Origin of the sequence: Halorubrum distributum JCM 13561 (assembly GCF_000337395.1) — an archaeon.
GTDB lineage: Archaea > Halobacteriota > Halobacteria > Halobacteriales > Haloferacaceae > Halorubrum > Halorubrum distributum.
This window is the reverse complement of the sequence record NZ_AOJF01000041.1, coordinates 23669-46780: the sequence shown is the minus strand read 5'-3', so window position 1 is coordinate 46780 and position 23112 is coordinate 23669. Positions and strand designations below refer to the sequence as shown.

Annotated in this window: 25 protein-coding genes; 7 read left to right on the top strand and 18 right to left on the bottom strand. The window is 72.1% G+C overall.

All coding sequences use genetic code 11. The features are described from left to right. Positions 1-68: 68 nt before the first annotated feature. A complete protein-coding gene (locus tag C470_RS10260; RefSeq protein WP_008367074.1) occupies positions 69-608 on the bottom strand; it encodes a redoxin domain-containing protein in 540 nt (179 codons plus the stop codon). A 162-nt stretch (positions 609-770) separates the two neighbouring features. Between C470_RS10260 and C470_RS10255 the strand changes: the two genes are divergently transcribed. Then, positions 771-1319, top strand: a complete 549-nt coding sequence (locus C470_RS10255) for a DedA family protein (RefSeq protein WP_004597485.1) — start codon at positions 771-773, stop codon at positions 1317-1319. A gap of 23 nt (positions 1320-1342) precedes the next feature. On the opposite strand, the gene C470_RS10250 is transcribed toward C470_RS10255, so the two are convergent. From C470_RS10250 to C470_RS10240, 3 genes are all read right to left on the bottom strand, one after another. Continuing rightward, on the bottom strand, positions 1343-3154 hold the full coding sequence (locus C470_RS10250; protein WP_004597487.1) for an acyl-CoA carboxylase subunit beta: 1812 nt from the start codon (positions 3152-3154) through the stop codon (positions 1343-1345). 100 nt (positions 3155-3254) lie between these two features. Then, positions 3255-4190: a class 1 fructose-bisphosphatase gene (locus C470_RS10245; RefSeq protein WP_008367071.1), complete on the bottom strand. Its 936-nt coding sequence runs from the start codon at positions 4188-4190 to the stop codon at positions 3255-3257. After that, on the bottom strand, positions 4190-4993 hold the full coding sequence (locus C470_RS10240; protein ID WP_008367069.1) for a class I fructose-bisphosphate aldolase: 804 nt from the start codon (positions 4991-4993) through the stop codon (positions 4190-4192). The genes C470_RS10245 and C470_RS10240 overlap by 1 nt, the downstream gene beginning before the upstream one ends. A gap of 214 nt (positions 4994-5207) precedes the next feature. On the opposite strand from C470_RS10240, the gene C470_RS10235 reads away from it, so the two are divergent. Beyond that, positions 5208-6065 (top strand): 3-hydroxyacyl-CoA dehydrogenase family protein, encoded by an 858-nt coding sequence (locus C470_RS10235; protein WP_008367068.1) that lies wholly within the window; start codon positions 5208-5210, stop codon positions 6063-6065. Between the two features lie 24 nt (positions 6066-6089). On the opposite strand, the gene C470_RS10230 is transcribed toward C470_RS10235, so the two are convergent. The 4 genes from C470_RS10230 to C470_RS10215 form a co-directional block, all read right to left on the bottom strand. Beyond that, positions 6090-6770, bottom strand: a complete 681-nt coding sequence (locus C470_RS10230; protein WP_008367066.1) for a hypothetical protein — start codon at positions 6768-6770, stop codon at positions 6090-6092. Positions 6771-6850: 80 nt separating this feature from the next. Then, positions 6851-7129: a hypothetical protein gene (locus tag C470_RS10225; RefSeq protein ID WP_008367065.1), complete on the bottom strand. Its 279-nt coding sequence runs from the start codon at positions 7127-7129 to the stop codon at positions 6851-6853. A gap of 68 nt (positions 7130-7197) precedes the next feature. Beyond that, positions 7198-8514, bottom strand: a complete 1317-nt coding sequence (locus C470_RS10220) for an MFS transporter (protein ID WP_008367062.1) — start codon at positions 8512-8514, stop codon at positions 7198-7200. 89 nt (positions 8515-8603) lie between these two features. Then, complete coding sequence (locus C470_RS10215; protein ID WP_008367060.1) at positions 8604-10394, bottom strand: PAS domain S-box protein; 1791 nt, start codon at positions 10392-10394, stop codon at positions 8604-8606. Between the two features lie 141 nt (positions 10395-10535). Here C470_RS10215 and C470_RS10210 point away from each other — a divergent pair, with 141 nt between their 5' ends. The 4 genes from C470_RS10210 (at position 10536) to C470_RS10195 (ending at position 14140) form a co-directional block, all read left to right on the top strand. Further along, positions 10536-12014 (top strand): DNA polymerase Y family protein, encoded by a 1479-nt coding sequence (locus C470_RS10210; protein ID WP_008367058.1) that lies wholly within the window; start codon positions 10536-10538, stop codon positions 12012-12014. A gap of 49 nt (positions 12015-12063) precedes the next feature. Beyond that, positions 12064-12519: a hypothetical protein gene (locus tag C470_RS10205; RefSeq protein ID WP_008367057.1), complete on the top strand. Its 456-nt coding sequence runs from the start codon at positions 12064-12066 to the stop codon at positions 12517-12519. A gap of 81 nt (positions 12520-12600) precedes the next feature. Beyond that, complete coding sequence (locus C470_RS10200) at positions 12601-13179, top strand: NUDIX hydrolase (protein WP_008367055.1); 579 nt, start codon at positions 12601-12603, stop codon at positions 13177-13179. A gap of 85 nt (positions 13180-13264) precedes the next feature. Beyond that, complete coding sequence (locus C470_RS10195) at positions 13265-14140, top strand: CPBP family intramembrane glutamic endopeptidase (protein WP_008367053.1); 876 nt, start codon at positions 13265-13267, stop codon at positions 14138-14140. Positions 14141-14178: 38 nt separating this feature from the next. On the opposite strand, the gene panB is transcribed toward C470_RS10195, so the two are convergent. Then, positions 14179-14985 (bottom strand): 3-methyl-2-oxobutanoate hydroxymethyltransferase, encoded by an 807-nt coding sequence (panB, locus tag C470_RS10190; RefSeq protein ID WP_004597512.1) that lies wholly within the window; start codon positions 14983-14985, stop codon positions 14179-14181. A gap of 166 nt (positions 14986-15151) precedes the next feature. Between panB and C470_RS10185 the strand changes: the two genes are divergently transcribed. Continuing rightward, positions 15152-15538, top strand: coding sequence for a DUF5822 domain-containing protein (locus tag C470_RS10185; RefSeq protein ID WP_008367050.1), 387 nt, complete (start codon positions 15152-15154; stop codon positions 15536-15538). 25 nt (positions 15539-15563) lie between these two features. Here C470_RS10185 and C470_RS10180 read toward each other — a convergent pair whose 3' ends face one another. The 9 genes from C470_RS10180 to hisD all read right to left on the bottom strand — a co-directional run bounded on the left by C470_RS10180 (position 15564) and on the right by hisD (position 23070). Continuing rightward, the gene (locus C470_RS10180) at positions 15564-16211 is read right to left on the bottom strand and encodes an HAD family hydrolase (protein WP_004597516.1); all 648 of its coding nucleotides are present in this window, start codon (positions 16209-16211) and stop codon (positions 15564-15566) included. Then, positions 16208-17389, bottom strand: coding sequence for an acyl-CoA dehydrogenase family protein (locus C470_RS10175; RefSeq protein ID WP_008367049.1), 1182 nt, complete (start codon positions 17387-17389; stop codon positions 16208-16210). The genes C470_RS10180 and C470_RS10175 overlap by 4 nt, the downstream gene beginning before the upstream one ends. Before the next feature lie 54 nt (positions 17390-17443). Next, positions 17444-18469: an AIR synthase family protein gene (locus tag C470_RS10170; RefSeq protein WP_008367047.1), complete on the bottom strand. Its 1026-nt coding sequence runs from the start codon at positions 18467-18469 to the stop codon at positions 17444-17446. Continuing rightward, positions 18466-19710: an alanyl-tRNA editing protein gene (locus tag C470_RS10165; RefSeq protein ID WP_008367046.1), complete on the bottom strand. Its 1245-nt coding sequence runs from the start codon at positions 19708-19710 to the stop codon at positions 18466-18468. The genes C470_RS10170 and C470_RS10165 overlap by 4 nt, the downstream gene beginning before the upstream one ends. 583 nt (positions 19711-20293) lie before the next feature. Next, complete coding sequence (locus C470_RS10160; RefSeq protein ID WP_004597524.1) at positions 20294-20494, bottom strand: dodecin; 201 nt, start codon at positions 20492-20494, stop codon at positions 20294-20296. 78 nt (positions 20495-20572) lie between these two features. Beyond that, complete coding sequence (locus tag C470_RS10155) at positions 20573-20911, bottom strand: DUF7116 family protein (protein ID WP_004597526.1); 339 nt, start codon at positions 20909-20911, stop codon at positions 20573-20575. A 103-nt stretch (positions 20912-21014) separates the two neighbouring features. Then, on the bottom strand, positions 21015-21260 hold the full coding sequence (locus C470_RS10150) for a DUF5816 domain-containing protein (RefSeq protein ID WP_004597528.1): 246 nt from the start codon (positions 21258-21260) through the stop codon (positions 21015-21017). A gap of 88 nt (positions 21261-21348) precedes the next feature. Further along, positions 21349-21723 carry a HesB/IscA family protein gene (locus tag C470_RS10145; protein ID WP_004597530.1) on the bottom strand — a complete coding sequence of 125 codons (375 nt, stop codon included), beginning with the start codon at positions 21721-21723 and terminating at the stop codon, positions 21349-21351. Positions 21724-21792: 69 nt separating this feature from the next. Continuing rightward, on the bottom strand, positions 21793-23070 hold the full coding sequence (gene hisD / locus C470_RS10140; RefSeq protein WP_008367042.1) for a histidinol dehydrogenase: 1278 nt from the start codon (positions 23068-23070) through the stop codon (positions 21793-21795). Between the last annotated feature and the right edge of the window lie 42 nt (positions 23071-23112).

The window sequence follows — 23112 nt, the reverse complement described above, 5'->3', positions numbered from 1 at the left end:
GTTGATAATAAAACCATGCGGCCGCGAACGCCGGCGTTCGGAGACCGCGCTTCGGCCTGGAAAGCCCCTCAGTCGTCGGTCTCCCAGCGGCCGTCGTACGCCACCCGCGGCCGGTCGGCCTCGGCGCCGATCTCTCGGAGCGCCTCCGTCGCGCGCTCGACCGGCGCGGGGTCGGCGCGGTCGAGCGGGTCGGGGGTCGCCTCGGCGAACCGGACCGTCCAGTCGCCGTCGACCACGAGCGCCGCGCGGCGCGGAATGTCCGAGTGACCCTCCCACGAGTCCGCGAGCAGGCCGTACGACTCGGCGACGCCGCCGTGGAAGTCGCTGACGACCGGGAACGGGAGGTCGAACCGGTCGGCGTACGCGAACCCGGCGTACAGCGAGTCGCCCGTGAGCGCGGCGACGGCGAGGTCGTCGCGGTCGGCCCAGCCGGCGTCGCGGACCGCGGCGAGCTCGGCCGTACACGTCGGCACGAACGTCGCGGGCGCGAACAGGAGCGCGACCGCGTCGTGGGCCTCAACGAGCCGGAACAGCGCCAGCTCGTCGGCGCGCTCGCCAGTGACCGCGGGCGCGGCGAAGTCCGGAGCCGTGTCGCCGACGTCGATCATACGGGTATCACGGGGATCGGTGCGCGCGTGGGCGGTAAATAGCCACGCCCCAGCCGTGCGGGAACGAGCGGAGCGGACCCGCGCCGCGCGATAATCGGGGCGTTGCCGGGTGCTACCGTCCCTCTCGACGGGACTTATGCGCGTGGGGCGCGGAGGTGTGTCGTGATCGGCCCCCACGCGGAGACGGCGCTCGCCCTCGTCGGTACCTACGGGGCCGTCGCGGTCTTCGCCGTCTTCGCCCTCGAAGGCGCCCTCGTGGGGAAGGTGTTGCCGGCGCGGACGCTGTTCGTCGCGGCCGTGGTCGCCGCGGGCGTCGAGGCGGTCGCGGTGCTCCCGGTGTTCGCCGCGGCGGTGACCGGCGCGACGGTCGGCCAGTCCCTCCTCTTCGTCGGCGTCCGCCGGTTCGACGCGGACCCGACGTCGCTCCCCCTCGTCCCGGTCGACGAGGCCCGACTGGACGGCGCGGGCCGCTGGTTCGACCGGTGGGGCCTCCCCGCGGTGGCGGCCTCGAACGCGGTCCCGGGGACGCGCGGCTGGCTCGCCGTGCCGACCGCGAACGCCTCGACCGTCTCCGCGCCGCGGTTCGCCGCCGCGTCGCTGGTCGGGTCCGCCGCCTACGCCGGCGCGCTGCTCGCGGTCGGGCTGGCCGTCGGGCTCGGGCTCGACGGCGCCGTCGGGGCGTACGGCGGCGAGCTGGTCGCGGCGCTGTAGGCCGGGCCGACCCGTTCCGCCGGTTACAGGACCGTTCCGTGTTTCTTGTCGGGCAGATCCTTCTGAACGTCCTCGTAGAAGTCGAACCGCGCGGCCAGTTCCGCGCGGAGGTCGGAGGGCGGGACGATCTCGTCGATGACGACCTCGCTGGCCATCCGGTGGACGTCGATCCCCTCGCGGTACTCCTCGCGCAGGCGCTCCTCCTCGGCCGCGCGCTCCTCCGGGTCGTCGATCTCGGCGAGCTTGCGGGCGTAGACCGCGTTGATGGCGGCCTCCGGGCCCATGATCCCGATCTCGCCGGAGGGGAGCCCGATGACGCTCTCGGGGTCGTAGGCGGGGCCGCCCATCGCGTAGATCCCCGCGCCGTACGCCTTCCGGACCACGACGGTCTGCTTCGGGACCGTCGCCGAGGAGGTGGCGTAGATCATCTTCTTCCCCTTCTCGAGGATGGCGTCCTTCTCCACCTGCGAGCCGGCCATGAAGCCGGGCGTGTCACAGAGGTACAACAGGGGGATCTCGTAGGCGTCGCAGGTCCAGATGAACTCCGCGGCCTTCTCCGCCGCGTCCGGGAAGATGGCGCCGGAGCGCTCAGTTGGCTGGTTGGCGACGACGCCGACCGGCCGGCCGTCGATCCGGCAGAACGCCGTGACGATCTCCGGGCCGTACCCCTCCTTCAGCTCGAAGACGGACTCGGCGTCGGCGATCCGGTCGATCAGGTCGTGGGCGTCGTAGGGGCGGTTCGGCGCCTCCGGGATCAGCTCGTCGATCCCGTCGGGCGAGAACTTCGGCGGCTTCGTCTCGCGTTTCGGGGGCTTCTCGCCGGCCTGATCGGGGAGGTAGCCGATCAGCTTCGAGACCAGTTCGCGGGCGTGCTCCTCGTCGCGCGCGATCAGGTCGGCGGAGCCGGACTCCTCGGCGTGGACGCGGGGGCCGCCGAGGTCCTCCAGGTCGATCTCCTCGCCGGTGACCATCTCGACCATCCGCGGCGAGGCGATCGCCATCGCGGACATGTCCTCGACCATCACGGTGAAGTCCGCGAAGACGGGCGTGTAGGCGGCGCCGGCGATACAGGGGCCGTAGAGGACGCAGATCTGGGGGACGGCGCCGGAGAGCATCGAGTGGTTGTAGTAGTACTTCCCGATCCCCTCGCGGTTGGCGAAGAAGCCCGTCTGCTGGTCGATCCGCCCGCCGGAGGAGTCCATCAGGTAGAGGACGGGGTTGCCCGTCTTCAGCGCGCGCTGTTGCATCCGGAGGAACTTCTCGACGCCTTTCGACGCCATCGACCCCGCCTTCACGGTGAAGTCGTTGGCCATGAAGTGGACGTCGCGCCCCTCGAACTCGGCGGCGCCCGTCAGCAGGCCGTCGCCCGGGAGGCGGTCGCCGCCCGCCTCGTTCCGCTCCCCGTCCTCGCCGGCGGGCGCGTCCGGGTGCCAGTCGTCGAAGGCGGCGAACTTCCCGTCCTCGAACTTCACGCCCGCGGGGTCGCCGTCGGCCGCGCTCGCGTCGCCGGCGCCCCGCGTCCCGTCCTCGCCGCCGAACCAGAGGTCGAGGCGGTCGCGGACGAACAGCTTCCCCTGCTCGGAGAGCCGGTCGCGGTACTTCTCCGGGCCGCCCTCGCGGATGTCGGCGATCTCGGCGCGGAGGTCGCGCTCACGCTCCGTGGGCCCGAGGTCGTCGTCGAGCGGGTAGCTCGGTTCGGACGGCTCGGCGCTCGCGAGCGGCGTCTCCTCACCCTCGATGTGGACGTCGACGTCGACGCCGAGGTGTTCCGCGAGCGACTTCGCGATCGCCTCGGCCTCCTCGGGGGTCGCCGCCGCGCCGACGTGGACTTTCATGGACGCAAGATTTGCGGAGAGTCCTAAACAGTTTTCCATGCGAGATCGGCGGCGGGCGTCGGACGACGGACCGAGCCCCGGGGCGACGGTGCGGTCCGGCTCAGTCCGCGTCGACAGCCGCTTCCAGCCGCTCGATCAGCGCCTCGTTGCCGACGTACAGCGGCGTGCGCTGGTGGACCGCCTCGGGCTCGACGTCGAGGATCGAGCCGGTGCCGTCCGAGGAGGCGCCGCCCGCGCGCTCGACGATGTACGCGATGGGGTTCGCCTCGAACTGGAGGCGGAGCTTCCCCTCGGGCGCGCTCCGGAGCGCGGGGTACGCGAACACGCCGCCGTAGGTGAGCACCTGGTTCACGTCGCCGACCATCGCGCCGCCGTAGCGGAGCTTCAGGTCGTCCTCGATCGAGCGGGCGTACGCCCGGAAGTCGGCGGGCCAGTCGGGGACGCGCCCCCCGAACCCGTAGACGGTCGGGTCCTTCGGGAGCGTCAGGTCGGCCTCGACGACCGAGCGCGAGACCGCCGAACCGTCCGCACCGCCGCCGTCGCGCTCGACGACCTCCTCGCGGACGCCCGCCTCGTCGGCGACGACCATCGTCGTGATCGGCCCGTAGAGGACGTAGCCGGCGGCGACGAGGTCGCGGCCGCTCGCGGGCAGCGGGGCGTCGTAGATCCCGACGACGGTCCCCATCGCGTTGTTCGACCGGAGGTTCGAGGAGCCGTCGAGGGGGTCGATCGCCACCGCGTACGCGTCGTCCGGCCCGCTCCCCACGGCGCCGCCGGCGTCGACCGCTTCCTCGCGCTCCTCGCTGACGAACGAGCCGACGCCGTCGACCGCGGTGATCGCCTCGCCGAGCAGCTCGTCGGCGTAGAGGTCGCCCGCCAGCACCGACTCGCCGGAGGCGTTCTCCGTCCCGCTCTCGACGCGGCGGCCGGGGAGCGCGTCGCGGATCTCGGGGGCGGTCGCCGCGACCGCGTCGAAGACGGCCGCGACGGTCGAGTCGGCGGGCCCGCCGTCGGCGCGGGGGTCGGAGTCGGTCATCAGTCGTCGCTCTCGGCGATGGCCAGCGCCTCGGCCGGGTCGACCTCCTGGAAGATCACGGCCTCCAGCGCGTCGAGGATGCGCTCGGGCTGGTCGCGCTGGAAGACGTTCCGGCCGACGGCGATTCCGGTCGCCCCCGCGTCGATGGCGTTCGAGACGTTCCGGAGGAACGCCTTGTCGTCGCGCATCGTCCCGCCGGACATGACGACGTCCGCGGGGCCGGCCATCTCGACGGCGTGGCCCATCGCCTCGGCGGAGCCGGGGTACTTCACCTTCACCACGTCGGCGCCGAGCTCCAGGCCGAGCCGCGCGCCGTAGGAGATCACGTCCGGGCTGCCGTCGTTGCGGAGCCCCTGGCCGCGGGGGTACGACCACATGACGACGCCCATGTCGTGTTCGCGGGCGCCCTCCTGCGCCTCGCGGAACTCCTCGGCCATCTCGACCTCGTGGTTCGACCCGCCGTAGACGGTGAACCCGACCGCGTCGGCGCCCAGTTCGGCCGCGTACTCCGCCGTGCAGTTGACCGCGCTGTCGGGCTCTCCCCGCCAGAGGTTCGAGGTCCCGTTGAGCTTCAACAGGAGGTTCACCTCGTCCTCGTAGTCGGGGTAGTACGCCTCCGCGAGCCCCTTCTGGACGGCCAGCGAGGTGACCGCCTCGTGGGTGGCGAGCTCGAAGATCCGTTCCGGATCCGCCGTGTCCGGGTTCGGTTCGAAGTCGACCGGCCCGTGTTCGAGCCCGTGGTCGTACGCGAGGATCAGGGATTTACCGTCGCGCTCGATGTCGTCGGCGGCGTGAGGAATCATCAGTTCGTAGTTCCGTTACATACGTAAAAAGGGCTATGGTGGTTTCACCGAACGTAAAGAATCGGAGCGACCCTTTACGTGGCGTCTCCGGGCGAATGCCGAGCGATCGAGCGAACCGATCCATTACTACTCAAATTGTTAATTTCTTTGCGAGAAACGGCGTCGCCCTCGGGCTTCCGCAATACTTACCACCCGCGGCGCGGCAGCGGTCCGCATGCGAGAACTCTCCGAGGTGGACGTCGTCGGCGTCGTCGGCGCCGGGACGATGGGCAACGGCATCGCGCAGGTCGCGGCGACCGCGGGCTACGACGTGGTGATGCGGGACGTCGAGAGCGAGTACGTCGAGCGCGGCCTCAACAGCGTCGAGGACAGCCTCGACCGGCTGGCCGGGAAGGACGCGCTCGACGAGGAACCGGACGCGATCCGCGACCGAATTACGGGCACGACCGACCTTGACGACCTGGCGGCCGCCGACCTCGTCGTCGAGGCCGTGATCGAGGACCTCGACGTGAAACGCGACGTGTTCGCCGACTTGGACCGCGTCACCGACGACGACGTCGTCCTCGCGACGAACACCTCCACGCTGTCTATCACGAGCGTCGCGAGCGCAACCGACCGCGCGACCGACGTGGTCGGCCTCCACTTCATGAACCCCGTCCCGATCATGGACGGCGTCGAGGTCGTGGTCGGCGAGCGCACCGACCCCGCGGTCGTCGACTTCGCGCACGCCTTCGCCGAGGACCTGGGCAAGGAGACCTGGGAGGCCGACGACAAGCCCGGCTTCGTCACCAACCGCATCCTGATGCCGTGGATAAACGAGGGGATCCGCGCGTACGACGAGGGCGTCGCCGAGAAGGCCGACATCGACCGCGGGATGAAGCTCGGCACGAACGTCCCGATGGGCCCGCTCGAACTCGCCGACCACATCGGGCTCGACGTGGCGCTCGACGCCAGCGAGACGCTCCACGAGGAGCTCGGCGACCGCTACAAGCCCGCCTACCTCCTCAAGCGCAAGTTCGAGGCGGGCGACCTCGGGAAGAAGACCGGCCGCGGCTTCTACGAGTACGAGTAGCCGGAGGTCGGCACCGGGAGGTGATTAGGCGCCCTTCGCGTCCGCGTCGCGGTCGTCGTCCGCCGTCCACCGCCGCGCGCCGGGCAGGAACCCGACCAGCTTCGTCACGTAGCCGAACTTGAACAGCCCCAGCTGCGAGAGCGCCCCGAGGACGAACACCGCGAGGAACGCGGGCGCGGAGAGGTCGAAGAGGAGCGGCTCGACGGTCGTCTCCGCGGCGGCCGCCTCGAAGCTCGCCGGTGTGAGCGACCGGGAGGCGAACGCCGCGCCGATGAGCGCGGTCGAGACCACGAGCGTCGTCCGGGTGAGGACGAACCCGAACAGCGCGCCGACCGCGACGCCCGCGAGCGTCGCGCCGACCAGCAGCGCCGTCCCCTCGATCCCCGCCGCGTCCGCCGCGTAGAAGGGGCCGACCGCGAACCGCCCGGCGAAGCCGCCGACGACCGCGCCGATCCCCAACACCGCGAAGGAGAGCCCGGCGTACGCGAGGAAGCCGCCGAGGAGGCCGCCGACCCCGACCGCGCCGGCGGTCAGGACCGCACCGTCGACCGCGACCAGGCCGACGACGTTCGGCGCGAACAGGTAGCCGGCGCCGGCGCCGACGAGCAGCCCCGTCAGCGTCACCGCGTAGACGGAGACCGCCGCGCCGACGAACGCGAGCGCCAGCCCCGCGAGGACCAGGCCGCCGGTGAGTGGGGTGAGCATGTCCGTACCGTGGCGGTCGACGGTACTTAAATTGTCGCAGCGAGAGCGACGGGAAAGGGGTCCGGGGAGGCGAAACGCCCCTACCGCGCCCGGCTCGCCGCCTGCCGGTCGAGGTACCGCGTGTAGCCGCCGACGGCCAGCCCGAAGCCGACGACGAGCAGGAGGAAGCCGAGGAGGCGGCTGGCCCCGACGGTCATCACCGCGAGGACGACGCCGAACAGCAGCGCGAACACCCCGGCGACGACGACGACGACGTCGAGCAGCGGCGACGGCTGGATCGCGCGGCAGTGCGGGCAGATCCGCGCGTCGACGGGGATCGGCTCGCGGCACTCGACGCAGCGGAGGCGGTCGCTCGACACGCGAGGCGGTTCGGCCGCGACCGGGAAAAAGCGCGCGAGTTAGGGCGGTCCGGGTCCGCCGCCCTCTCTCAGTCCGCGCCCGGCGCCGCTGCCGGCTCGTCGTCGACGTCCAGCGTCTCCTCCACCTGCGTGAAGACGGCGATCAGCGCGAGCACGGCGGCCGCGGCCCCGACCGCGAAGGGGACGACGAAACCGAAGCCGTAGAGCCAGCCGGACGCCAGCGGCCCAAGGGCGACGCCGAAGCCGAACCCCATCGTGAGCACGGAGAGGGTGGTCCCGGACTCGCCCTCCCGCGCGAGGTCCCCGGCGAGCGCGAGCGACGGCGCGAACACGCACGCGACCGCGACCCCCTGCCCGAGGCGGACGAGCATCATCAGCGCGGGCTCCGTCACGATCCCTTGGAGGAGCGTGGTCGGGACGAGAAGGACGAACCCGGCGAGCAGGAACGGCCGGCGGCCGATCCGGTCGCTGGCGCGCCCCACCGGGACCTGGAAGATCACGTTGGCGATCGTCACGGCCGCGAACTGCGCGCCGAACCAGACCGGCGGCTGGTCCAGCCGGACGTTCACCTGGTTCTGGAGCGTCGCGAACAGCGCGATACACGCGCCCATCGCGACGGTGGCGAGCCCCAGCGTGAACACGGGGTCGAGCAGGCGGTCCTCGCCGCGGACCCGGATCGAGACGTCGTCGCCCGCCTCGGCCTCGACGTCGGCGTCGCGGACGAGCAGGAACACCAAGGTGAAGCTGAGGTACGCCCCCGCGCAGGCCGCGACGAAGGCGGCGTCGAAGCCGTCGAGGACCGGAAGGCCGATCGGCGAGAGGTCGTACGGACCGGCCTCGACGACGGCGCCCGCGAGGACCGGGCCGAAGCCGAAGCCGATGAGCCGGAACGTGTTGTACACCCCGAAGTTCCCGCCGCGGTCGGTGTCGCTCGCGGCGTACTCGTTGACGAGGGCGACGGTCGCGGGGATGATGAGCGCCGCGCCGAGCCCCTGGATCGCGCGGAGCGCGACCAGCGCCGGGTAGCTCGTCGCGATCGTGTACAGCCCGCTCGCGGTCCCGAGGAGGAGGATGCCGGCGAGGACGAAGGGGCGCCTCCTGCCGACCCGGTCAGAGAGTCTCCCCGTGAACGGCTGCGAGAGGCTGTTGAGGAAGCCGAAAAGCGAGAGGACGACCCCGATCAGCAGCGGCTCGGTCAGCGTGACCGCGGCCGCGCCGACCCCGACCTCCGTGCCGAGCAACCTCTGGATGTCGACCACGTCGCTGGTGATGTACAGCGGCAGGACGACGATGAGGAAGGAGTTCCCGGCCGCGCCGACCATCCGCGCGAGCGCCAACACGATCACGCGGCGGTCGGTCTCGGCGATACCGGAGAGCGAGCCCATTCACCCGAAGTTCGGAACGAAGCATAAAGGCGCTTGTGAACGGGGGGAGTCGATCCGCTTTCGGGCGAACCGGGGCAGAACGGGGCCGCTCAGCGCGGCGCCGGCGTCCGCCTGTCGATCCCGCGGACCTCGAACCGCGCGCCGCCCTCCTCGCCGGTCGTCGCCTCGACCGTCCAACCGTGCGCGGTGGCGATCTCCTGGACGATCGCGAGCCCGAACCCGGTGTTGCCCGCGGTGCCGCTCTCGCCGGGCTCGAAGAGCGAGTCCGCGACCGCGGGGTCGATCCCCGGCCCGTCGTCCTCGACGAAGAAGCCGTCGGGGAGGTCGCCGACGCGGATCGAGACGGTCGGGCCGACGTGGTCGACCGCGTTGCGCATCAGGTTCTCGAAGAGGTTCCGGAGCCGGTCCGGGTCGGCGAGCACCTCGCGCTCGGTCTCGATCGAGAGGGACGCGTCGGCGGTGTCGACCGTCGACCAGCTGTCGGTGACGACCGCCGCGAGGTCGACGGGCTCGGGGTCGCCGACCGTCTCCCCCTCCCGCGCCAGCGTGAGCGTGCGCTCGACGATCGATTCCATCCGATCCAGCGCGTCGAGCGCGGCGGACAGGTTCTCGTCCCCGCCGTCGGCAACCGCGTCCTGGGCGAGCTGGACGCGCCCCTGCGCGACGTTGAGGGGATTGCGCAGGTCGTGCGAGACGATGCTCGCGAAGGAGTCCAGCCGGTCGTTCTGTCGTTCGAGGGCGGCCTCGCGCTCCTTGAACGCCGTGATGTCCTCTTGGAAGCCGACCCAGTGCGTGACGGCGCCGTCCGCGTCGCAGATCGGGGCGATGCTCACCCGGTTCCAGAACTCCGTGCCGTCCTTCCGGTAGTTCAACAGCTCGACGCTCGTCGACTCCTCGGCGTCGATCGCCTCACGGAGCTCCTGAACCGACTCCTCCTCGGTGTCCGGCCCCTGGAGGAACCGGCAGTTGACGCCGATCGACTCCTCGCGGTCGTACCCCGTCATCTCGACGAACCGGTCGTTGACGTACACCATCGGGTTGTCCTCCCGAGCGGGGTCGGTGATGGTGATCCCGACGGGCGCCTCGTCGAGCGCGCGGGTCTTCGTCTCCAGCTCCTCGCGGCGCTCGCGCTCGTCGGAGACGTCGCGGAGGATACCGACGCTGCCGTCGAAGGAGTCGCCCTCGTACGGCAGCGCCGCCATGTGGTCGCGACAGGGGATCGGCTCGCCGTCCTTCGGGACGATGTCCACGGCGAAGTGCTGGACGTCGGGGCCGTCGTGCGAGAGGATCGTGCCGAGCCGGTCTTCGGCCTCCGCCACGGCCGCGTCGTCCTTGATGAACCCGGGCGTGCGGCCGATGATCTCCTCGCGGTCGTAGCCGGTGAGCTCGGCGAACGGCTCGTTGACGAACCGGAACTCTCCGGTCTCGTCGACGACGTAGACGGGGTAGCCGAGCGCCTCGATGACCGTCGAGTACCGCTCGGCGATCTCCTTGGTCCGGTACTCCTCGACGGCCTGGTCGACGCGGTTCGCGAGCCGGCGGAGCTGCTCCGGGCCGCCCTTCTGGAAGTAGCCGGTGACACCGGCGTTGAGCGCCTGGCTCGCGATCTCCTCGGACCCCTTGCCGGTGTACAACACGAAGGGTATCTTCTGGTGGCGCTCGCGCAGCGCCTCGAAGAACTCCAGCCCGTCCATCGCGGGCATGTCGTAGTCGCTGACGACGCAGTCGAAGGCGGCCTCGTCGAGGCGGTCGAGCGCGGTCTCCGGGTCGGTCACGCTCGTCACCGCCACCGCGTCGAGCTCCCGCTCGAGGTACGCCTCCGCGAGGTCGAGGACCGAGGGGTCGTCGTCGACGTGTAGCACGTCGATCGCTCCGGGCATACGGGAAAATAGGGGCGCACGGAATAAACGACTACCGACCTGGCTATCGGATCTGGATCCGCGTGCGACGCTGCGCGTCCAGCGTCCACTTCCGGCCCGCGTGGCTGGTTCTTAAGGCCGCGGAGCGCGGACCCGAACGCGATGACCGGGGGGACGCCCGCCGCCGGGGAGACGCTCCCGGGCGCCGGCGACGAGGGCGACGACGCCGTTGACCGCGTCGTCTGTCACGTCGACATGGACTGCTTTTACGCCTCCTGCGAGCGGCTGCGACACCCCGACCTCGCGGGCGAGCCCGTCGTGGTCGGGATGGGGTACGAGCCGGGCGACTCGATCGGGGCGGTCGCGACCGCGAGCTACGAGGCGCGCGAGTTCGGCGTCGAGAGCGCGATGCCGATCTCGAAGGCGCTGGAGCTGCTCCCCCGTCGCGAGGACGCGGACCCTGACGACCCGGACGCGCCCGACCCCGAGGAGACGGGCCGGTACGTCCCCGTCGACCTCGACTTCTACGAGGAGGTCGCGAGCGAGGTGAAAGCGGTGCTCCGCGACTGCGCCGACACCCGCCGCGAGGTGAGCATCGACGAGGCGTACCTCGACGTCACCGACCGGACCTCGTGGGCGGCCGCGGGGGGCGGCGGGAGCCCGAGCGACGGGGGCGGCGGCGATGGGACCGACGACGGTCCCGACGACCCCCCGCCGAGCGGCGCCGCGGGCCCGGCAGAGGCCCGGACGCTCGCCGAGGGGTACGCCCGCCACGTGAAAGACCGGATCGAGCGGGAGGCGGGGGTGCCCGCGAGCGTCGGCGTCGCGCCGAACATGTCGGCCGCGAAGGTCGCCAGCGACGCCGACAAGCCGGACGGCCTCGTCGTCGTGCCGCCGGGGTCGGTCGCCGAGTTCCTCGCGCCGCTGCCGACCGCCGACGTCCACGGGGTCGGCCCCGTGACCGAGGAGACGCTCGCGGAGCTGGGGATCGAGACCGCGGGCGACCTGGCCGCCGCCGACCGCGACCGCCTCGCCGAGGCGCTGGGGGAGCGCGGCCCGGAGCTCTCCCGGCGCGCCGCGGGCGACGACGACCGCGAGGTGACGCCGACCGGCCTCCCGAAGAGCCTCTCGCGCGAGTCGGCGCTGCCGACGACCGCCGACGAGTCGACGAAGCGGGAGACCGTCTCCGCGCTCGCCGCCGACGTGGCCCGCCGCGCCCGCGAGCGCGGCTGCCTCTATCGTACCATCGGTATCAAGGCGGTCGAGCCGCCGTTCGACGTCAACACCCGCGCCCGGAGCCTCCCGGGCCCCGTCGACGACCCGGACCTCGTCGAGGAGGTGGCGCTCGATCTCCTCACCGAGTTCGACGACGCGCGCGTCCGCAAGCTCGGCGTGCGCGTCTCCAAGCTCGACTTCGCCGAGACCGATCAGGCGACGCTCGGCGGGTTCGACGCCGGCGACGGCGGCGGCCAAGGGCAGGGTGGAAAACGAGAGACGCGGAGTGAAGGGGGCGACGGCGGCAAGCTCACGGACTGGGTCGACGGGCCGCCGGACCGCGGCGGCGACGAGTCCGGATCGATCGCGGAGCGCGAGCGACGGGGAACCGACGAGGGGCAGGCGTCGCTCGGCGACTGGTCGTGAGTCGCGCCTGACGCGTGGATTCATTACGCGGTCGAAACGATCCGCGGGCATGTCCCTCGCTCGCCGCGTCCTCCTCGGCTCGGACCCGAACGGCTCGCCGCGCCGGCGTCGACTCCTCGTCCCGCCGCTGCTCTTTCTCGTCTCCCTCGCCGCCTACGCGCTCGGACTCTTCGCGCACGCCGGCGGGGTCGTGTTCCTCGCGGTCGACGCCGCGGCCCTCGGCGTCCTCGCGGCCGCGGTCCTCGCCTACCGGCGGGCCGGGATCGCGCTCGCGTGGGCCACCGTCTACGGGGCGCTGCTCGGGAGCAACGCCGACCACTACCTGCTCGGGCTCCCGGGTCGACCCCTCGGTGAGCGCGTCGCCGCGCTCGTCGAGGTCGACGGGCTCGTCTTCGTCGGCGTCGAGGCCCTCGCGTTGGGAACGGTCGCGTGGATCGCCGGGGCGGTCGCGCGCCGTGCGGTCGACGAGCTCCGGGACCGGCGACGGGACGCTTCCGCGGAGTAGCGTCCCCGCCGGGCGACGCGCCCACCGAGTACCGCTCCGCGGAGTCCGGGGGTTTAGGTGCTCGACCGCCGACCCGGACGCATGGACGATCTCTCTTGGGAGACGCTCGACTCGGCCGTCGACTACGCCTGCCCCGGCTTCGACGTGCGCCGCGACGAGGTGCGGTTCCCGAGCGGCGAGACCGACGGGTTCCACTACGTCGACGAGCCGCCCGCGGTCGTCGTGCTCCCGCTGACGCCCGACGGCGACGCCGTCGTCATCGACGAGTGGCGGCAGGCCGTCGGCCGGGTGAACCGCGGGATCCCGGCGGGGACGATGGAGCCCGAAGACGAGGGGGACGAGAGCGCTGACGGCGGGGCTACCGACGACGCGATCGAACGCGCCGCGGCCCGCGAGCTCGCCGAGGAGACGGGGTACGAGGCAGACGCCTTCGAGCGGCTGACGACCGTCGAGCCGACGAACGGGATGGCGGACTCGGTCCACCACCACGTGCTGGCGACCGGCTGCGAGCCGACCGCCGAGCGCGAGCTGGACCACAACGAGTCGATCTCGGTCGAGACGGTGCCGTACGACGACCTGCTCGCCGCGGTCGTCAACGACGAGCTTCGCGACGGCCGGGCCGTCACCGCGGTGCTATGGTACGAGCTGCTCCACCGGTGATCGCGGCTCACGCGCCCGAGAGATAGCCGTCCGCGCGCCTTCCGACACGGACAACCATTTTGCCGGGCGGTCCCTACCCGCGGCAATGACAGATCCCTCCAGCGGCGATCCGGCCCCGGACGGCGGGGTGTCCGAGGAGTTCGACGAGATCGACCCGGACCCCGTCGACGACGCCGGCGGCCCCGACCGGACCGGCGGGTCGCCCGGTATCGCGGTCGCGACCGCGCTGCTCCTCGGCGTCCTCGGGCCGGTCATCGCGCTCGCGAGCGGCGTGGCCGTCTTCGCGATCGACGCGGCGGTCGGGGGGCTCTCGCTGACCGCGAGCGTCGTTCTCACGCTTATATTCGGCCAGTACGTCGCGTTCGGCGGGCTCGCGGTGGGCTACCTCGCGTGGCGCGGCTTCGACCGCGAGGGGATCGTCTCGTACCTCGGCGTCCGGGTGCCGAGCCTCAAGGAGGTCGGGATCGTCCTCGGCAGCTGGGTCGTCATCTTGATCCTGATCCTCGTGGTCTCGACGATCGTCCAGCTGCTCGGGACGGAGACGGCCGCGAACCAGAGCGCGGAGCTGGCGATGGGGAACCCGGCGATCATCCCGCTTTTCATCGCGGCCTCGTTCCTCGTCATCGGCCCCTGCGAGGAGATCCTCTACCGCGGCGTCGTCCAGGGGCGGCTCCGCGAGTCGCTGCCGGCGGCCCCGTCGATCGTGCTCTCGGCCGCCATCTTCGCGACCATCCACGTGATGGCGCTGACGGGCGGCCTCTCCGCGCGGCTCACGACCGTGGCGATCCTCTTCGTGCCGAGCCTCGTCTTCGGCGCGGTGTACGAGTACACCGAGAACCTCGTCGTCCCCGCGCTGCTCCACGGCCTCCACAACGCCGTGATCTTCACCGTCCTCTACGTCACCGTCACGCAGGTCGGCCCGGACGCGATGCCGGCGGTCCTCGGGTTCCTCCCGGCCTGAGGGTCCGTATTTCGGGGCAGCGGCGAGCGGGTCGCGTCTCAGTACAGGTCGTTTAGCTCTGCCTCGACGTGCGAGTGCTCCTCGGCCGGGAACTCGCCGCTCGTCACGGCCTCCGCGTACGCCTCGACGGCGTCGACCATCTCCCCGCGCACGTCGCCGAACTGCCGCGCGAACGGCGGCGACCACTCGCCGAGGCCGACGGCGTCGTTGATCACCAGCACTTGCCCGTCGCAGTCGGGGCCCGCGCCGATGCCGATCGTCGGGATCTCCAGCGCCTCGGTCACCGCGCCCGCGAGGTTCGCCGGGACGTGTTCCAACACGAGCGCGAACGCCCCGGCGTCGGCGTGGTCGCCCGCCAGCTCGATTATCTCCTCGGCGGCGTCCTGCTCTGTCCCCTGTCGGGTGTAGCCGCCGAGCCGGTTCACGTGCTGGGGGGTCAAGCCGAGGTGCGCCATCACCGGGATCCCGACCTCCGTCATGCGGCGCGTGGTCGCGACCGTGTGCGGACCGCTCTCGATCTTCACCGCGTCCGCGTTCGCCTCCTTTAGCAGGCGCCCGGCGTTGCGCACGGACTCGGCCTCGTCGACGCCGAACGAGAGGAACGGCATGTCGGCGACGACCAGGGCGTCCTCGGTGGCGCGCGCGACCGCCGCGGTCCGGCTCGCGACCTCGTCGAACGTCACGGGGAGCGTGGAGTCGTAGCCCAGGGCGGCGTTGCCCATGCTGTCGCCGACGAGGATGACGTCGACCCCCGCCTCGTCGACGACCGCCGCCGTCGGGGCGTCGTAGGCGGTCAGCATCGTGATCGGATCCTCGGCGTCCCGGAGTCCCCGCGTGGTGGTCATACCTCGGATTCACCCGCGCGCCGCCGTAAAATCGTCGGGAACCGGAAAGTGAGCGGGGCGGCGCGACCAGCGGTTCGCTCGCCGCCCTCGCCGCCGATCGCGACCGCGTCCGACCCTACCGCCGGCGACCGCCACCGATTTGCCGCTCCGCCGCGGAGCCTCTCGCGTGCAACCAGTCGAGCGGGCCGAGTACGAGGGGGTCGACTACGCGTGGGTGATGCAGACGACGTTCGTCGTCACCATCCTCGTCGGCGCCCCCGCCGCGGCCCTGCTGTCGACGCTCGTGACGCTGGAGTCGTGGGGCGCGCGCGCCGCGTTCGCGGTCCGGGTGGGCGCCCCCATCTGGTTCGTCACCGCGGTCGCCGTCGCGCTGTACGCGAAGCGGGCCGAGGCCGGCGACGGCGGCGCGGGCACGGACGACGACGCGGCTCCGGACGAGGAAGCCGACTCGGACGAGGAAGCCGACTCGGACGAGGAAGCCGACTCGGATGACGACGGAGATCCGACCGAGGACGGCGAGCCGAGCACGAACGAATCAGGAAAGCGGGACTGAGCGCGCGGCGGCTTTTCCCTGCGCGCTACTCCGCGACCAAGTCGGCGACCCACGCGAAGTCGACGCCGCCGCGCTCGGCGGTGACCGCGTCGCTCCGCGAGTCGCCGACGAACAGCGCGTCCTCGGGGGCGGCGCCGATCCGATCGATCGCCGCGAGCAGCGACGCCGGGTCCGGCTTGCGGGTCTCGACGGTGTCGCGGCCGACGATGGCGTCCGAGACGAGCGCGTCGTCGAGCCCGTGCGTCTCGACCGCGATGCGACACGCCTCCTCGCAGTTGAGCGAGCAGACGCCCGCGGGGGGATGCGAACCGGCGTCGGCGCCAGCCGCGGTTCCGGTCAGTCGATCCCCGAGCGGGAGCCGCGCAGACTCGCGGGCCCCGGGGCGCTCGTGGCCCGCGATCGCCGCCTCGACCTCGGCGCGGATCCCGTAGTCGTCGGCCGCGCCGAGCAGATCCCACAGCTCTTCGGTCGGCGGGATGAGCGCGCGCTCGGCGTAGGCGTCGAGGACGTCGTCCGCGACCGCGTCCCAGTCGACGGCGAGCTCGACGAGGGTGCCGTCGAGGTCGTAGACGACCGCGTCGTAGCCGGCGAGCCGCGAGCCGACGGGGTCGGTTCCGGACGCGGCGGGCGTCCCGTCGGCGCCGGCGGGCGCCCCCTCGACGCCGGGAGTCACTCGCCGAACACCCCCCGGGCGATGATCGTCTTCTGGATCTCGGTCGTCCCCTCGTATATCTCCGTGATCTTCGCGTCGCGGTAGAGCCGCTCGACGTCGAACTCGGTGGTGTAGCCGTAGCCGCCGTGGATCTGGACCGCCTCGTTCGTCACCGACATCGCGGCCTCGCTGGCGCGGTACTTCGCTTTCGAGGCGGCGACGCGGTAGTCCTCGCCCGCCTCCGCCTGCCGGCACGCCTCGCGGACGAGCAGCCGCGCCGCCGACACGTCGGTCGACATCTCCGCGAGCTTGTGCCGGATCGTCTGGATGTCGCCGATCGGGCGGTCGAACTGCTCGCGCTCCTCGGCGTACGACGTCGCCTCGTCGAGCGCGGCCTGCGCGACGCCGACCGCCTGCGCAGCAATGCCGATTCGGCCCTCGGTGAGCGTCCGGAAGGCCGCGGAGAGCCCCTTCCCCTCCTCGGTGAGCCGGTTCTCGGCGGGGACCCGACAGTCGTCGAACGTGATCCCGGTGGTGTCCGACGCGCGGAGGCCGAGCTTCTCCTCCTTCTTGCCGACCTCAAAGCCGTCGGTGTCGGCGGGCACGAGGAACTGGGTGATCGCGTCGTCGAGCTCGTCGGAATCGGCGTCGCCCTCTCCCGCGGCCTTCGCGAAGACGATCGCCACGCCGCCGCGCCGCCCGTTCGTGATCCACTGCTTCTCGCCGTTGAGGACGTACTCGTCGGCCTCGGGGTCGTACGTCGCGGTCGTCGCCATCTGGGCGGGGTTCGACCCCGCCTGCGGCTCGGAGAGGCAGAACATGCCGACCGGGCGACCCGTCTCGGCCATCTCCGGGAGCCACGCCTCGCGCTGCGCCTCCGTCCCGAACTCGGCGATACAGGAGGTGGCGAGGCAGTGGACGGAGAGGGCGGTCGCGACCGCGAGCGACCCGTGTGCCAGCGCCTCGTTGACGACCGCGTAGGTCGTCTCATCGGCGCCGAACCCGCCGTACTCCTCCGGAACGGTCAGTCCCGTCAGGCCGAGCTCCGCGAGCCCGTCCCACACGTCCTCCGGGAACGTCTCCGTCTCGTCGGCCTCGGCCGCATTCGGCCGGACCTCCTCGGCCGCGAACTCCTCGACGAGATCGCGGACCGCCGCCTGCTCGTCGGTGAGCGCCGACCCGACGCGTGCTCCGGTCATGTCACCGCCTTCGGTCCCTCACCGAAAAAGGTGAGCGATCGGCGGAGAGGAGAGCTATTCCCGGGCTTCCCAGAGCGGGTACAGCTCGTCCCGGGGCGGCTCCGCGAGCGGCTCCCCGTCGATCCGGACGGTACCCGGCTCGCCGTCGCCCTCGGCCGAGCCGGCGTCGCCGTCGCTCTCGCCGCCGGGCTCGACGACGCCGATCTCCGCGCCCGCGATCCCGGCGGCGTCGAGCGCGTCGAGCGCCGCGTCGACCCGTTCCGGCGGGACCGCGGCCAGCAGCGCCCCGGAGCCGAACGTCGCGAGGGGATCGACGCCGAGCGCGTCGCAGCAGGCGCGCGTCTCGGGACGGACCGGGACCGCGTCGCGCTCGACGGCGAAGGCGACCCCGCTCGCGGACGCCATCTCGACGAGCGCGGTCGCCACGCCGCCCTCGGTCGGATCGTGGAGCGCGGTCGCGGCGTCCCGGACCGCGGCCGCGTCGGGGACGACGCTCACCTCGCCGAGGAACTCGGCGGCCGCGTCGAGCGTGGCGGCTGGGACCCCAGCGTTCAGACACTCCTCGCGGAAGTCGGTCGCGAGGATCGCGGTCGCCTCGATCGCCGCACCCTTGGTGAGCAGGAGCCGGTCGCCGGGCTCCGCGCCGCCGCTCGACACGAAGCGGTCCGTCGTCCCCATCGCCGTCATCGAGCAGAGGGGGCGGGAGAGCGCGTCGAGCACCTCGGTGTGGCCGCCGACGACCGACACGCCGAGGTCGCGCGCGGTCGCGTCGACCTGGTCGACGACCGTCCGGAGGCGGTCGGGGTCGTCGTCGGGCAAAAAGAGCGTGTGCGTGAGCCACCGCGGGTCCGCGCCGCTCGCGGCGACGTCGTTACAGGCGACGTGGACCGCCAGCGTCCCGACCGACTCCGCGGCCAGCGACAGGGGGTCGGCCGCGACGACGAGCGTCTCCCCGGCGCCCGCCAAGTCGATCGCGGCCGCATCTTCGCCGTACGCTGGCCCCTGCGTCACCGCCGGGTCGGCCGCGCCGGTCGCCGCGAGCGCCGTCGCGAGCGCGTCGGGACCCAGCTTTCCGGTCATCGCTCGCGGAGCCACGCCGCGACGGCCTCGGGGTCGGCGTCGAGGCCGCCGCCCTGCGCGAACGTCGGGCCGCCGCCGCCCCCGCCGCCGAACTCGTCGGTGACCGCGCCGACGACCTCGCCCGCGTCGATTTCGGCGGCGGCCGCGTCACCGTCCGCGGCGTCGGTGACCGCGACCACGACGAACGGGGCGTCGCCGGTGCCGACCGCGGCGAGGGCGTCGAGGTCGTCGTCGCTCCCGACCGCCTCGGTCGCGGGGTCCCGGAGCTCGTTCGGCTCGGCGTCGTCGACGGTGCCGACCGCCCAGCGGGCGCCGTCGATCTCGGCCGTCGGGAGCTCGCGCAGGCGGGCGCCGAGCAGCTCCTCGCGGGCGTCCCGGAGGTCCGCCTCCAGCCGGTCGGCCTCGTCGCGGAGGCGCGCGACCGCGTCCGGGAGGTCGCCGACGCGCGCGTCCAACGTCGTCGCGGCGTCGAGCGCGGCGGCGTGGACCGCGCCAAGCTCGTCGATGGCGGTCGGGCCGACCGCGAACTCGACGCGGGTCACGCCCTCGCCGGGGTTCGACCGTTCCAGTACCGCTATCGGACCGATCTCCGCGGTGTTCTCGACGTGGGTGCCGCCGCAGGCGGCGACGTCCCAGGGGTCACCCTCGGCGCCGACGGTGACGACCCGGACCGCGTCGCCGCCGCTCATCGCGCCCTCCTCGGTCTTCGTGTTGAACGCGATCCCGTCGATCTCGCGGGCCTCGTCGGCCGAGTGGGTCGCCCACGAGACGGGAAGCGAGTCCCAGACGGCGCGGTTGGCGAGCCGCTCTAACTCGATCAGGTCGTCGTCGCCCAGCGGCTCGGCGGTCGTCAGGTCGACGCGGACCTTCGTCTCGGAGATGTCGAAGCCGGCGTAGCCGAGGTCGTCCGCGGTCCGGCGCGCGGCCCCGTACAGCACGTGCGAGGCGGTGTGCGCCCGGGCGCAGTAGGTACGGAACGCGTCGTCGATCAGCCCCGTGATCTCGTCGCCCGGTTCGAGGTCGACCTCGCCGTCGCTCGCGAGCGCGTGGACGACCTCGTCGTCGCGCTCCACCACGCCGTCGACGAGGTGGCCGTCGAGCGTCCCCCGGTCGGCGGGCTGGCCGCCCGACTCGGGGTAGAAGTACGTCTCGTCGAGGACGACCTCGCGGTCGTCGACGCGTTCGACCGTCGCTTCGAACTCCCGGACCGTCGGCTCGGCCGGCGCGCGTGACGCGGTCATTGCCGGGTCGTGGGCGCGGTCGAATAAATAGGTGGCCGCCGCGGGAGCATTTATAAACAACCGATGCGGTGGCGCGTGCCCGCGAACGGCCGCCCCCGGCGGCCGCGAACAGCGAGGGACCGAAGGTCCCTCTGGCAGCCGGCGCTACGCGCCGGCGACGGCACCGCGCGAGGGAGTCGGCCGGCCGGAGCGAAGCGGAGGCCGGCCGACGAGGCTGGGGAGGTGTGAGGCGCTGTGCGGAGCGGGGCGGGTGGGACTCAAAGGGGCAGCCAGGAGGGCGGCACAGGCGAAGCAAGCACTGGAACGAGGGAGCGAACGGAGTGAGCGACCGAGTGAAGCGCGTGGTTCGAGAGAGCGAAGCTCTCTCGTCATCCCGAAAATCGAAGATTTTCGGGCGACAGCGAGCGTGCGCCGCCCTCCTGGCTGGGGCTTTGGGGTGTTCGCCGTCGATCCGTGATCGTTAATTTATAAGCGAGCGGCTGGGGCTTCGGCGGTGTTCGTCGACGATCCGCGAATAGGTCCTTATAAACAGACGCCGGCACGGCTCACGGCTACTGATAAAAGATCGAAAACCGCGTCTCGCTCAGCCCTCGAGCTCGAACGCGACCTCGACTTCGGCCTGGTACTCGCGCTCGGCGTCCCCCTGAAGCTCGACCCCGAACTCCTCTACTTCCGCCCAGTAGACGTTCTCGAGGGTGTCCTCGGCGCGGTCGATGGCCTCGTCGGCCGCGGCGTCGAAGCTCTCGTCGCTCGTCCCGATCAGCGTGATCTTCTTGAACACCATGTCACGTGCTGGTAGGACGCACGGGGGGATAAAAATACGCGTCCGCGGAGGGCGCGGACGGGCGGACTCGTCGCCCGACTACGGGCTGCCGGGCGCGCCTTCCATCACCGCGAAGTCCTCGCCGTCGCGGTCGATGCCGATGACCGCCCAGTCGTAGGGCGGTTTCGCGTCGACCAGCCGCTCTTGGAGATCGTTCGCGCGGTCGCGCCACGTGACGAAACACCGAAGCCGCGCCGGGTCGCCCCCGTCTGCGAGATACGGGTCGAGCTCGTCGTCGTCCATACACAGCACCGTCACGAACACGCGCCGCCACTTGCGTTCCGCGACGAACTCGCGTCCGTCCTCGGAGACGGTGTATCCCAGTTCGCGGAAGACGTCTCTGGCCTCGGTCGTCGGGGGGATGCTCGCAGTGGCCATCTACCTCGAAGTTCGGCACCATCCGTGATAAACTTTCTCACGATTTCGATCGCAGAGAATCGGCGGCGCCGTCGGGACCCGTCCGGAGCGCAGCGAACGCGGCTCACTCGTGGGCCGCGTCCCACTCGTCCGGCTTCCGGAGGTTGCCGCACTCGGTACACTGGATCCGGCCCATCGTGTCCATCGCGGTGTCGAACGACCCGCAGTTACCGCAGCGGAACCCCCAGCGGGACTCGCCCGCCTCGTCCTCGAAGACGAGGTAGAAGGGCCCGTCCGCGCCGCGCTCGGTGCGCGACCGGTCGGTGTACACCCGCTCGCCGCTCGGCGTCGTCGACGCTTCCAGGCTCATGGCGTCCCGTACCCGCCCGAGCGACTTAAGCGGCGGACTCGCGCGTCTGAGGAGACCGGAGGAAATCGGAGAATCGGACCGCGACCCGCTACGTCCGGAACGACTCGCCGCAGCCGCACTCGGAGACGACGTTCGGGTTCTCGACCTCGAAGCCGGCGGCCTGGAGGCCGTGCTCGTAGTCGAGCGTGCTCCCGCCGATGTAGTTCTTGCTCGCGGGGTCGACGAACACCCGGAGCCCGTGGTGCTCGACGACGAGGTCGTCGTCCTCCGGTTCGGTGTCGAAGCGCATTCCGTACGACAGCCCCGCGCAGCCGCCCTGCTGGACGAACAGCCGTAATCCGGCGACGTCGGTGTCGAGCCCCTCGCCGTCGAGGAGCGAGAGCGCCTCCTCCGCGGCGTCCGGAGTCACCTCGATCGCCGGGTCGTTCCCCTCGGTCCCGGTGTCGGCCGGTTCGGTACTCATGCGAACGCGTTCGGCACGGACACTCAAAACCCTGCCGGCGGAGATGGGCCGCGCGGCAGAGACGGTCTCCTACTCGAACCGCTTCCGGACGCTCTCGGCGTGTCCCTCCAGCCCCTCGGCCTCTGCGAGGGTCGTGATCGTCTCCGAGAGGTCGTCGAGGGCGTCGCGGTCGAGCCGCTGGACCGTCGACGACCGGAGGAAGGTGTCCACGGAGAGCCCGCCGTACCGCTTCGCGCCGCCGTTCGTCGGCAGCACGTGGTTCGTGCCGGCCGCGTAGTCGCCCGCGGCGACCGGCGAGTACGGCCCGAGGAACACCGAGCCGGCGTTCGTGATCCGGGCTAAGAGCGCCTCGTCGTCCTCGGCCACGATCGAGAGATGCTCGGCCGCGTACTCCTCGGCGAACAGCACGGCCTCGGGCATCGACCGCGCGTGGAGGACGCCGGACGCCTCGTTGTCGAGCGCGGCCCGGATCGTCTCCTCGCGCTCGCGCTCGGCCGCCTGCGCGTCGACCGCCTCGGCGATCGCCTCGGCGAGGTCGGCGTCGTCGGTGACGGCGACCACGGAGGCATTCGGGTCGTGTTCGGCCTGCGCGACCAGGTCGGCCGCCACGAGGTCCGGGTCCGCGGTCCCGTCCGCGAGGACGAGCACCTCGCTCGGGCCGGCGAGGAAGTCGATCTCGACGTCGCCCTGGACGATAGACTTGGCGGCGGTGACCCACTTGTTGCCCGGGCCGACCACCTTCTGGACCCGCGTCACCGTCTCCGTCCCGTACGCGAGCGCGCCGATGGCCTGCGCGCCGCCGACCTGGTACACCGCGTCGGCGCCCGCCTCGTGGATCGCGGCGAGGGTGACCCGGTTGAGGTCTTCCGCCGGGGGCGTGGCGACCGCGACGTGGTCGACGCCGGCGACGACCGCGGGGACGATCCCCATCAGCGCGCTGGAGGGGTACGCGGCCGCGCCGCCGGGCACGTACACCCCCACCCGATCGATCGGGCGGAAGCGCCGTCCCAGCTCCCGGCCGCCGAAGTCGTCGCGCCAGTCGTCGGGGCACTGTCGCTCGTGGAACTCGCGGACGTTCGCGGCCGCCTCCCGAACCGCGTCGAGGACGGGGTCGTCCGCGTCGGCCAGCTCCTCGTGCGCCCGCGCCGCGTCGTCGGTGATGTCGACGTTCCCGACGGCGACGCCGTCGAACTCCTCGGCGAACTCGCGGACCGCGACGTCGCCCTCCTCGCGGACCCGCTCGACGATCTCCCGCACGTCTTCTCGGACCCCCTCGACGCCGGCGTCGCGCTCGAAGAGGGCGCGCCGCTCGGCCGGCGAGAGGTCCGCGACGGTTCGTACGTCCATACGCGTCGTCGGGGGCGGCGGGGCAAGGGCGTTCCGACTCGG

Excerpts from the sequence above, each read along its gene's own strand:
- C470_RS10175 (WP_008367049.1), bottom strand. The coding sequence starts at position 17,389 with ATGACCGGAGCACGCGTCGGGTCGGCGCTCACCGACGAGCAGGCGGCG.
- C470_RS10215 (WP_008367060.1), bottom strand. The coding sequence starts at position 10,394 with ATGCCCGGAGCGATCGACGTGCTACACGTCGACGACGACCCCTCGGTC.
- C470_RS10260 (WP_008367074.1), bottom strand. The coding sequence starts at position 608 with ATGATCGACGTCGGCGACACGGCTCCGGACTTCGCCGCGCCCGCGGTC.
- C470_RS10155 (WP_004597526.1), bottom strand. The coding sequence starts at position 20,911 with ATGGCCACTGCGAGCATCCCCCCGACGACCGAGGCCAGAGACGTCTTC.
- C470_RS10205 (WP_008367057.1), top strand. The coding sequence starts at position 12,064 with ATGTCCCTCGCTCGCCGCGTCCTCCTCGGCTCGGACCCGAACGGCTCG.
- panB (WP_004597512.1), bottom strand. The coding sequence starts at position 14,985 with ATGACCACCACGCGGGGACTCCGGGACGCCGAGGATCCGATCACGATG.
- C470_RS10220 (WP_008367062.1), bottom strand. The coding sequence starts at position 8,514 with ATGGGCTCGCTCTCCGGTATCGCCGAGACCGACCGCCGCGTGATCGTG.
- C470_RS10160 (WP_004597524.1), bottom strand. The coding sequence starts at position 20,494 with ATGGTGTTCAAGAAGATCACGCTGATCGGGACGAGCGACGAGAGCTTC.
- hisD (WP_008367042.1), bottom strand. The coding sequence starts at position 23,070 with ATGGACGTACGAACCGTCGCGGACCTCTCGCCGGCCGAGCGGCGCGCC.
- C470_RS10250 (WP_004597487.1), bottom strand. The coding sequence starts at position 3,154 with ATGAAAGTCCACGTCGGCGCGGCGGCGACCCCCGAGGAGGCCGAGGCG.
- C470_RS10165 (WP_008367046.1), bottom strand. The coding sequence starts at position 19,710 with ATGACCGCGTCACGCGCGCCGGCCGAGCCGACGGTCCGGGAGTTCGAA.
- C470_RS10245 (WP_008367071.1), bottom strand. The coding sequence starts at position 4,190 with ATGACCGACTCCGACCCCCGCGCCGACGGCGGGCCCGCCGACTCGACC.
- C470_RS10170 (WP_008367047.1), bottom strand. The coding sequence starts at position 18,469 with ATGACCGGAAAGCTGGGTCCCGACGCGCTCGCGACGGCGCTCGCGGCG.
- C470_RS10235 (WP_008367068.1), top strand. The coding sequence starts at position 5,208 with ATGCGAGAACTCTCCGAGGTGGACGTCGTCGGCGTCGTCGGCGCCGGG.
- C470_RS10150 (WP_004597528.1), bottom strand. The coding sequence starts at position 21,260 with ATGAGCCTGGAAGCGTCGACGACGCCGAGCGGCGAGCGGGTGTACACC.
- C470_RS10200 (WP_008367055.1), top strand. The coding sequence starts at position 12,601 with ATGGACGATCTCTCTTGGGAGACGCTCGACTCGGCCGTCGACTACGCC.
- C470_RS10145 (WP_004597530.1), bottom strand. The coding sequence starts at position 21,723 with ATGAGTACCGAACCGGCCGACACCGGGACCGAGGGGAACGACCCGGCG.
- C470_RS10230 (WP_008367066.1), bottom strand. The coding sequence starts at position 6,770 with ATGCTCACCCCACTCACCGGCGGCCTGGTCCTCGCGGGGCTGGCGCTC.
- C470_RS10240 (WP_008367069.1), bottom strand. The coding sequence starts at position 4,993 with ATGATTCCTCACGCCGCCGACGACATCGAGCGCGACGGTAAATCCCTG.
- C470_RS10195 (WP_008367053.1), top strand. The coding sequence starts at position 13,265 with ATGACAGATCCCTCCAGCGGCGATCCGGCCCCGGACGGCGGGGTGTCC.
- C470_RS10210 (WP_008367058.1), top strand. The coding sequence starts at position 10,536 with ATGACCGGGGGGACGCCCGCCGCCGGGGAGACGCTCCCGGGCGCCGGC.